The sequence below is a fragment of the Bacillota bacterium genome (assembly GCA_036504675.1).
GTDB lineage: Bacteria > Bacillota > Sulfobacillia > JAJYWN01 > JAJZPE01 > DASXUT01.
This window is the reverse complement of the sequence record DASXUT010000170.1, coordinates 1-9585: the sequence shown is the minus strand read 5'-3', so window position 1 is coordinate 9585 and position 9585 is coordinate 1. Positions and strand designations below refer to the sequence as shown.

8 protein-coding genes and 1 pseudogene are annotated in these 9585 nt (G+C 62.5%); 5 read left to right on the top strand and 4 right to left on the bottom strand.

Going from position 1 to position 9585, the window contains the following annotated elements; translation table 11 throughout:
* Positions 1-367 precede the first annotated feature (367 nt).
* The 5 genes from VGL40_13365 (at position 368) to VGL40_13345 (ending at position 4835) form a co-directional block, all read left to right on the top strand.
* Positions 368-2851, top strand: a complete 2484-nt coding sequence (locus tag VGL40_13365; GenBank protein HEY3316251.1) for a LuxR C-terminal-related transcriptional regulator — start codon at positions 368-370, stop codon at positions 2849-2851.
* 112 nt (positions 2852-2963) lie between these two features.
* Entirely contained in the window at positions 2964-3344 is a 381-nt protein-coding gene (locus tag VGL40_13360; GenBank protein ID HEY3316250.1) for a hypothetical protein, read from the top strand.
* Positions 3345-3558: 214 nt separating this feature from the next.
* Entirely contained in the window at positions 3559-4320 is a 762-nt protein-coding gene (locus VGL40_13355; protein HEY3316249.1) for a hypothetical protein, read from the top strand.
* A 23-nt stretch (positions 4321-4343) separates the two neighbouring features.
* On the top strand, positions 4344-4637 hold the full coding sequence (locus VGL40_13350) for a hypothetical protein (protein HEY3316248.1): 294 nt from the start codon (positions 4344-4346) through the stop codon (positions 4635-4637).
* 39 nt (positions 4638-4676) lie between these two features.
* Positions 4677-4835 (top strand): hypothetical protein, encoded by a 159-nt coding sequence (locus VGL40_13345; GenBank protein ID HEY3316247.1) that lies wholly within the window; start codon positions 4677-4679, stop codon positions 4833-4835.
* 113 nt (positions 4836-4948) lie between these two features.
* Here the strand turns inward: VGL40_13345 and VGL40_13340 are convergent.
* From VGL40_13340 to VGL40_13325, 4 genes and pseudogenes are all read right to left on the bottom strand, one after another.
* Positions 4949-5229: pseudogene (locus VGL40_13340) on the bottom strand (transposase).
* A 51-nt stretch (positions 5230-5280) separates the two neighbouring features.
* Complete coding sequence (locus tag VGL40_13335) at positions 5281-6999, bottom strand: ABC transporter ATP-binding protein (GenBank protein HEY3316246.1); 1719 nt, start codon at positions 6997-6999, stop codon at positions 5281-5283.
* Positions 6996-7277 carry a hypothetical protein gene (locus VGL40_13330; GenBank protein ID HEY3316245.1) on the bottom strand — a complete coding sequence of 94 codons (282 nt, stop codon included), beginning with the start codon at positions 7275-7277 and terminating at the stop codon, positions 6996-6998. Before VGL40_13330 ends, VGL40_13335 begins: the two co-directional genes overlap by 4 nt.
* Positions 7278-8055: 778 nt before the next feature.
* Positions 8056-9150: a hypothetical protein gene (locus VGL40_13325; protein HEY3316244.1), complete on the bottom strand. Its 1095-nt coding sequence runs from the start codon at positions 9148-9150 to the stop codon at positions 8056-8058.
* Positions 9151-9585: the final 435 nt, after the last annotated feature.

Genomic DNA, 9585 nt, shown 5'->3' with positions numbered 1-9585 from the left:
AGAGCAGGCCCGAACTTGCGTCGGACCTGCTCTTTTCATTGACGGGCCCGTGCTCACCTGTTAGGGCACCAAGCCAAGCCCGGTGGACCCAGCCGTGTTGTACAGGTAACCGACCAGCGTTGCGCCAGCCCATCGCGTCCCAATGACGATGCCGACAACCCGCCAGCGCGCAATCGTGAGGGCTCCCGTGATGGCGCCGATCGAAGGGCCGGCGCCGGTGGTCATGATCATCTGCCGACGTAGCCGCGTCTGCCGACGCTCTCCTGGGGCAGATCAACACCCGGCTTGGCTGAAGGGGCGGCAGCCCCCCGCGGCGTATTCCTCAATGACTGGACATCGACTCCAGTGATTTGAGACGCCTGGTGGGGTGATCACTGTGTCCTATCCGTTGCTGATGACCAAGTTGTACCTGCCCCCCGTCCGGCCGAACCTCGTCCGGCGCCCCCGCCTGACCGCGCGGCTGGCGGCGGGCCTTCAGCGGCCGCTGACCCTGATTTCGGCGCCGGCCGGGTTCGGCAAGACCACCCTACTGAGCGAGTGGCGGGCCGCGGCGGCCACCGATGAAGGGCTGGCCTACCCGATGGCCTGGCTGTCGCTGGACCGCGGCGACAACGACCCGGGCCTTTTCTGGGCCTATGTCCTGGCCGCCCTCCGTACCCTGCCGGGCCTCGCCGGGTTGTCCGACGAGCTGGATGCGGGCGCATCCCCCGAACTGCTGCTGGCCCCCCTGGTCAACGGGCTGGAGGCGGCGGTCAAGGGGTCGGGGTCGGAGGCGACCGCCGACCGTCCCATCGCCCTGGTGCTGGACGATTACCACGTCATTGAGGCACCGGCCATCCACGAGGCCGTCGGCTTCCTGGCGGAGCACCTGCCGGCCTCGCTACGCCTGTTGATCCTGACCCGGTCGGACCCGCCGTGGCCCCTGGCCCGGCTGCGGGCCAACGGGCAGATGGCCGAGCTGCGGGCGGCCGACCTGCGCTTCACGCCCGACGAGGCGGCGGAGTTCCTCAACCGCTCGATGGGCCTGGACCTCCCCCCCAACGACATCGCCGCCCTGGAGCGGCGGACCGAGGGCTGGATCGCGGCTCTGCAGATGGCGGCCATCTCCCTGGAAGGCCACCCGGACCCCCACGGGTTCATTACGGCCTTCTCGGGCGAGAACCGCTACATCGCCGACTATCTGGCGGAAGAGGTCATCGCCCTGCAGGCCGAGCCCCTGCGCCGCTTTCTGCTGCAGGGCTCGATCCTTGACCAACTCAGCGCGCCACTCTGCGAGGCGGTGACCGGCTTCCCAGACAGCCGGGCCCTTCTTGAGCAAGTCGAGCGGAAGGGCCTCTTCCTGGTGCCCCTGGACCCCGAACGGCACTGGTTTCGGTTTCACCACCTGTTCGGCGACCTGCTGCGGACCTACCTGCAAAGGACCGAGTCGGCGCTGGTACCGGTCCTGCACGGCCGGGCCGCCACCTGGTGCGCGGACAACGGCCTGACCATGGAGGCGGCGGGGCACGCCCTGTCCGCCGGCGACCACGACCTCACCCTCGCCCTCGTCGAGCGGCACGCCGAAGGCTGGTGGGAGATGGCCAGCCCTGCCTTTCTGGCTCTGATGGTCAAACTTCCGCCGGACGTGATCAGCCGGTCGCCGGGGTCCTGTACCGGTCTGGCCTGGATGAATTGCGTGATCGGGCAACTGGACAAGGCCTCCGCTCTGCTCGATGCCGTCGACCGCCAGGCCCCGCCAGGCCCCGACATCCAGAGTTTCGCGGAGCTCCTGAGGGCCTATATCGCTGTACTGTCCGGACAACCCTACAAGATCACTGAGCCTATGCTGCAAGCGCCCGACTACATACCGGAAGCGAGAAGCCCGGCCATGCGGAATGGCGCCGAGGTGGCCCTGGCATACCTCCTTTACATGAGCGGACAGTTCGATCACGCCGCAGCCTTGCTGGCGCGGACGGCCGAACGCGACGTGGCGAATCGGGCGACCGGCTCGATCTCCGTCGCCGTCTCCCGGTGGGCCCGCATGCGGCTGATTGAGGGCCGGGTGACCGAAGCGGCCGATCTGTGCAGCCGCCACTTGTCGGCTATCGAGAAACGGGGTGAGGCGCGCTTCTGGGCGTGCGGCAATCTCCGTGCCGTGCTGGCCGACGTGCTTCGCCTGCGGGGAGATTTGGAGGGGGCGGAGGCGCAAGCCCGGGAAGCGGTGAGGCTGAACCAAGCCTGGAATATCCCTCACGCGACCGCCGCCGCGGCCCAGTCGCTCGCGCGAGTCCGCCTCGCCCGGGGCGCTGCCGGTGCAGCCCTGAAATTGCTGGAGGAGGAAGAGTCAGCCACGCGCGACCGGACGATGCTGCCCGACCTGGTGAGCGAGCGGGCGGCCCTACGCGTGGAGACCTGGCTGGCGCTGGGCGACCTGCAAGCGGCGGGGCGGTGGGCCCGGGAGAGTGGGCTGACCGCCAACGGCCCCTTCTCCTTCCGACTGGAGGCCGAGCACATCGCCCTGGCCCGGGTGCTATTGGCCAGCGGCCGGGAAGCGGAGGGAGAGGCCCTGGGGGCCCGACTGGCCGCGGCCGCCGAGGCGGCGGGCCGACTGGGACGGTTGGAGGAGATTCGCGGCCTGCTCAGACCGGCGCGCCCGCCGCTCACCGGACCGCTCGCCGAACCCCTGAGCGAGCGCGAACTCGAGATCCTCAACCTGCTGGCCAAGGGGTCCTCGAACCGGGAAATCGCCGGCGTCCTGGTCGTGGCAGTCGGCACGGTGAAGACCCACGTGCACAACATCTTCCGCAAGCTGGAGGCCCAGAGCCGGACCGGTGCGGTGGCCCGTGGACGCGAGCTCGGCCTGCTGAAGTAGGCGGGCAAACCGCGAATCTAAACCCGCGAATCTATCCTTTGGTAGATTTTCAGCCTCCCCGGTTTAGCCCCAGAATTGGGGTTGGAAAACCAAAAGGGAGGCTGAACTGCATATGCAAGCGACTTCTGGACAGAGTGCGACCTGGATCTTCCCAGCCATCGTGTCGGCGGCGGTGGTGGCGGCCGTCGCCTTGGGGATCAAGATTCCGCTGATTGGCAACGGCCGCGCCGCCTTCTTCGTGCTGGCGTTCTTCGGCGCTCAACTATGCGGGCAGGCGTTCAGAGTCTCGCCCGGGGCCTACACCCGCGGCTGGCTCAACCCCTTCACCGTGGCGGGCATCGTCATCGGCGCGGCCAACCTGCTGCTGATCGGTTCCGTCCTCTTCCGTGTCAAGCTGCCGCTGCTCGCCACGGAGCGGGAGGCCACACTGCTCCTGGGGGCCTCGATGGCGGTGAAAGTGGTGCTGACCATGCTGCGGTCGGCACTGGGGTAGAGTCATGCGGTACGAAATTCGGTTGGCGGGGCGGCTACCGAGGAATTGGACCGACTGGTTTGACGGATTCACCTGCGCGGTGTCGGAGACGGGTGAAACGGTGTTGACGGGATCGGTCCCCGACCAGTCGGCGCTGGTCGGACTGCTGGGGGCCGTCTGCCGTTTGAACCTGACCCTGCTGTCGGTGAAGCGGATTGACTAGGAGGGAAATCGGATGTCAGCCTTGGAGTTGAATGCAACTGCTGTTGTCGACACCGGCGCTGAAACCGCCGACACAAGCTGGAAGAGCCTCTACCGGCTCGGTGGCGCGGCGGCCCTGATCGCCGTGACGGTGTACCTGCTGGACGTGATCATCACTTTCCTGCCAGGGGGGGCTCCAGAGCCCGGAACCCTGACCGTCACCGACTGGTTCGCCCTGCTGCAGGGCAACTGGTTCCTCGGGCTCCGGGCCCTTGGGTTCCTGAACACCATCGCCATGCCCTTGCTGCTCCCGATGTTCCTCGCTCTCTTCGCGGCTCACCGGCGGGTCAACCAAGCATACGCGGCGTTGGCCCTGATCCTCTTCGTCGTGGGCATGGCGGTCTACATCGCGAGCAACCCGGCCGTCCCGATGTCCGCCCTCAGCGGGAGATACGCGGCGGCCACGGCCGAGGCGCAGAGGTCCGGGTTGGTCGCCGCCGGGGAGGCGATCCTGGCCCGGGGTGAAGACTTCACGCCCGGCTCTCTGGCGGGCTTCCTGATCGGTGAGATCGCCAGCCTGACCATGGCTGTCGTCATGCTGCGCGGCCAGGTCTTCACCAAAGCAGCAGCTTACGCGGGAATCCTGGGCTGTGTGGGCCTGTCCATCTTCACCATCTGGTCGACCTTTGTCTCGCTGTTCTATGGCGCGGCCGTGGTCCTAGCCGGGGTCGGCGGGCTTCTGAACCTGGTCTGGTTGACCCTGACGGCCAGAAGGCTCTTTCGGCTGGGGCAGTAATTCAAAGCAAAGGGGAATCGACAATGGCTGGTTTAGGACATCTCGGAATCGGCCTGGCGGCCAAACGCGTCGCTCCGGAAGTGCCCGTCGGCATCCTGTTGGTGGCCGTGGAGGGTTTGGATATCCTGTGGGGTGTCACCGCCCTCACGGGCATCGAGAAAACCACCGGTCCCCTGTTGAACCCCGGCCCTGCCCCTTTGTCTCACGGTCTTCTTATGTCGGTGGTTTGGTCGTTGATAGCCGCGCTGGTAGCGGCGCGCGTTTATCGCAATAACCGTACCGGGGTGGTCATCGGAGGTCTGGTCTTCAGTCATTGACTTCTGGACTTCATCACCCATCCGATGTGGCCCAACAGAGTGCCGGACCTGCCGCTGCTCTTCAATGGATCGCCCATGGTGGGGCTCGGCCTGTACAGCTCCCGCAGTCTATCGACGGTGATCGACCTCGCTCTGCCCCTGCTGGGGGCGGTGATCTACCTTTGGACAGTCGCCGCCCGCAAGCGACTGAGCGCCTGACGGGCAGAGGCTCCGCGGCCGGACCCTTCGGTCTCGGGCACGGAAAGACGGCAAGCCGGACATCAATGTCCGGCTTGCCGTTAGACTGTTGACACAGCTGCCTTCTGCCTTTCTTAGGCCGTTTGAAGATGGTACTCCCGTCGGCTGAGCATCAGAACCAGCTTCTTGACGTTCTGGGCCGCGGCCGTAAGCAAGCACTGCTCTAGGACCTTTGGCAGCCCCCGCATTCTGGCGTATCTCAGGCCGTGTAACTCCTTGCCGTCCGCGAAGCTCCGCTCAATCATCTCCTTGCGTCCATCGTAGATGTCTTTGCCCTCGGCTGTGAGGCCATTTGGTGGACCTGTTCCCGGTCATCTTCCCAAACGTGTCGGGTTATTGTTTTCTGGGTGCTCTTCAATCGGGTACAGTGGCCTGGGCCGTTCTTCGACCACAATCAACCGCTCTTTCACGATTGACTACCCCCCAGGTCAAACTGTGCGGCATAGATCTGCCCATACTGATCACAGCTGGAAACCAGCTCTTCGTGGCGACCGCAGGCCACTATTCTCCCGTTGTCCATCACATAGATCCGATCAGCGCCTATCACACTGGATAGTCTGTGCGAGATCAACAGGCACCCGATGTCTCTGCGGCACTTGGACAATCTGGCATAGATTTGCTCCTCGGTCGCGGTGTCCAAGGCAGAAGTGGCCTCATCAAGCACCAATATCCTTGCCTGCCGTGCGAGCGCCATGGCCAACGCCACACATTGGCGCTGACCACTGGAAAGCCCGTTAGGCTGAGAACTGGGGAGCAAGTCTTCGATGATCTCGGCCCCAACGCCCATGGCGCCATCCATTCCTGCCAAACCCAAGCCCGATTGGGCTCTAACCATAGCTATGTTTGCTTGCGGGTCGGGGTCGAACAGGTGCGACTCGCTGAACACGGCCGCAATCGAGGGCGAGCCACATACCTCCGACGAGTCAATTCTGTGTCCATCTACAAGAAGGCTACCCGACTGCGGCTTAAGGAGACCCAAGACAACTTCGGCGAGAGTGGTCTTTCCACACCCAGTTGGCCCGACTAAAGCGACAACTTCTCCTATCCGGACTATAAGGTTCACGTCACGCAAGATCGCCTTTCCCTGTTCGTATTCGAATGTGACGCCTCTTGCTTCCAACTGTTGGTGGATCTCGACAGTGCGTCCCAGCGTCTCACGCGGTGGGAACCAGTCCAGCATTTCCTGTACCCTTTGAGCGGCCACGAGACCACTCTGGATCTCAGACTGGTAAAAAGCAATCTGGCTGATTGGATGCAGAACCCACTGAACATACCACATGAACGCGAGTAAACCACCGACGGTCAAGTGGCCCGTCATAGTGCGATACCCTCCCAGTCCCAGGCTAACTACAGTGGCCAGGGGCCAGAGAGCGTCCATGGCACTTGACAGTCCACTTGAAAGGGCTGAAGCCTTCTGTTGCGTTGCCGCAACCCCTCGGCTAACTTCGGCGAAGACCCTAGACTGGTGACCCCAAAGGTTAAAGATCATTATCTCTCTGTATCCTGAAAGCGTCTCCAAGAGACAGTCAACGGCCCTTGTTCGAAAATCCTTATGCCTGAACTGAGTCTTGCGGTTCAGCGTAGAGACCCACCTACCGGCCAACAGCATTAAAACCCCGAGCGGCAGACATGCCGCCAAAAGCAAGGCGTCAATTCTTGCCAAGAACGCGAATGACCAGATGAAAATGAAAGCTCCTTCGCCAATTGTTACAAGTGGTCTTGTTAGCGCATTCCCCAACTCTAAGGAATCGGTGACCGCACGAGACACAGTCTCCGAGGATGAAGCAGCCTTCAATCTCATGAAGCTGGTTTCCCTTAGCCTCCGAAACATGGCTTGGCTAACCTCATTACCTAGTCCAGAGCCGATTTTGCCTGCCAGCACACCCGAGATAAGGCTGGCTGCTGACCGAGCCAACCGACAGGCATACCAGGCCCCAACGAGGCCCACTACCAGCGACCACTTGGACGATCGGGCTATGGTGTCAACGGCTTGCTGCATTAGCCCCACCGGGAAAGCCTCAAGAAGACCGCCTATAATTAGGGAGGCAAAAAGGGCAGCAATCGCGAGCCAACGCCTACTTGCGAAACCAATAATTATCGAGTTGAGGGATTGTGTTCGTTTCATGCTAAAGCTGAAACCCCGCTGATGGATTCAGGCATCTCCTCAAGCTGCGTCGCCGCCCCGGCAACGATGCGGGTCCCTTCTTCGAGACTCCAGCCATTTAGCCCAAGCTCGACAAGCTGCTCAAAGACATCGTAAGGCAGGCACTTCAGTCTGGCAGCTTGTATTTTTGCCGGCGTGAGCTTATGGGGTGCTTCATTTCCGGGTGCCATGGAGCAAGCCCGTAGAGGTTCGAAAACCCGATCACGGTGACGACCGAACTCCTGCATCAAGTGGTACATGTCTGAGACCTCCGGTCTCGTAAATGGGCATGGGGTTACGGAATCCCACCGGAACCCCTCGCCCCCCTCGGACCCTGTGACCATAGACGCAAGAATCAGGGCGATGACTGGGAAGACCCTGCCACGCATGGCGTTCTCCCCCTTTTCTACAGGTCTAGTGGCCGGACGCGACGTAATACCGGGCGCCGCGAGCCACCCATGCGGGACTGGCTCACGCTGGAGAACCTGACACCGATCAGGACGGAGAGTAGGATTCTCCTCAATAGCGATTCGTCCCCTCCAAGGTCGCCGCGAAACGGTTGGGGCACTCGAACCCGAGCATGTTCATGCAGCGGTATGGCCGCGTCCTCGAAACGATGCAGGAGGACGCGGCAGCGAAGGCGGAGGATACAGTCCTGAAGCGGGTCCGCGAGTATCCCGCGGGGGTATGCCTGCCATTGAATTCTGTTTCACCTAGATCCCCATGATCGAACGACACGGGTCATGATTCACTGGCGGAGGGCCAGCTTACGGCCCCAACTAGGGTCTTCCAATGGCAATCTGCAAGGTTCTTTCTAGCGCCGGATCCAGCAAGACGTCAAAGACAGGAGTGCTGGATTCCAATTCTGTTACCCGCTCTAGCAACTGTGCAGCGGTCGGCTCGACAATGACATCAGGCATCACGGCCAATTCCTCATTGGCCATCCCGCTAGGGTTGAGACCCATCATGCTATGGGAACGGCTCTTGGGATAGCGGAAACAGCCCGCATAATGCTCACCCCCAGCAACCGGTTTTGGACTAAATGCTGCCGTTGTCCAGAAGCTCGATGTGGTAGCCCGCCCCCTCGTCGGCGATATGCACGAAGAAGGACTTCCCAACGATCCAGCCATCGGGGTCCAGCCTGCCGTCACCGGCCCCCCAAACGCTCCATTCACCCGCCGGGAGGACGGAGAATCTAACCAGGTAGGTCAGCTGTCCGGCGGCTGACTTCTCGGGCCAGAACTCCACCGAATCGATGCGATAGTCGGCCAGGCGGAAACTGATATCCGCTGCGGCCGACTTGTACCCCATCAGGTAATCCGAAAACAGGGTCCGGCAGACGTCGGCCGGCTCCGAACTCGGGGGATTCGACTTCGGAACCGGAATCCGCTCCTCCTTGACGGGTCCGCCCTTGGGCCTCTGTCCCCAGAGGCCCTCTCTGAGCACATAGACCTCGATCTTGGCGGAACCCGGGAACACGGCGACGAACCCGGAAAACGGGGGCGCGTCTCCTTGGGCGGCCGTCTCTCCTTGAGATTCGTTGAGCGCAAACATGAGCCGCCAGGCGCCTTCGCGGTAGTCGGCGTTGACAAGGTCGACGACTTTCCCGCCGGACGGCTCCGCCCCCGCGGTCACGAGCAATATCTTCTCTCCGCCGATCAGTCCGCCGCAGCCCACAACCGCGGCCATATCCCTGTCCTTACCCTCGGCCTCCAGCCACTCCATCACCGGTCCGGAGAAGGCATAGGTGCCGGTCCTTACGGACATCGAGTCATCCCGCGCCAACTGCCAGGTCGGCAACTCCTGGGAGAGACGGTAGATCCCCTCCGAACAGAAGACGAGCCCGCGGGGCTCATCATACAGCAGAGCCTGGCCCGGGCCTGAGAACCCCTTCGAGATGATCAATCGAATCGAATCGGTGGGTAAAAGTTCCTGGCCCTCGACCTTATGGGTCATCTCCTGGCGCAAAGTGTGCAGGAAGTCCTGGGCCAGCCCGTCGGTCGAGAGTAGGAACCCAAGACGCGTCACCATGAGCACCCGGTCGGCGTCCTTTGGCACCGGCGGGCGCGGGCTGCATCCGCCAAGGGTCGTCCAGACCAGCAGGAGAGCGACAAGGAACGCAAGCCGCTTCATTGGTGACCTCCCCCATGGAAACCCCTCAAACCTTGGACGGCCGCGTAGACCGGTCAGTTCCCGGCAGCCAGACCCGCGAATCCCGAGTTGGACAGCAAGACAAAGACCTTGGGAACTCTCGGGTTGTGACTTCATTGATGGATTCCTTCGTGACCTCTTTCAGGCCTTTGTTGCTAGGTCACGGCTAGGTGATACCCCCTCTCTGAGTAGCCAGTGCAACCGCAAATGTCCCTGACGCAGGCTTGGATGCCCCCAGCGCGAACTTCAGTGTCATCCTACATCTAGGTTTGTCGGTCAGCCCCGCACTCACCGTCTGGCAGTAGATCGGCAGTAGTAGCTACCTAAGCTGACCGTCAAGAAACAAAAAGAGCAGGTCCGGAAATGTATCCAGACCTGCTCTTTTGCTCTTGTGGGCGATACTGGATTTGAACCAGT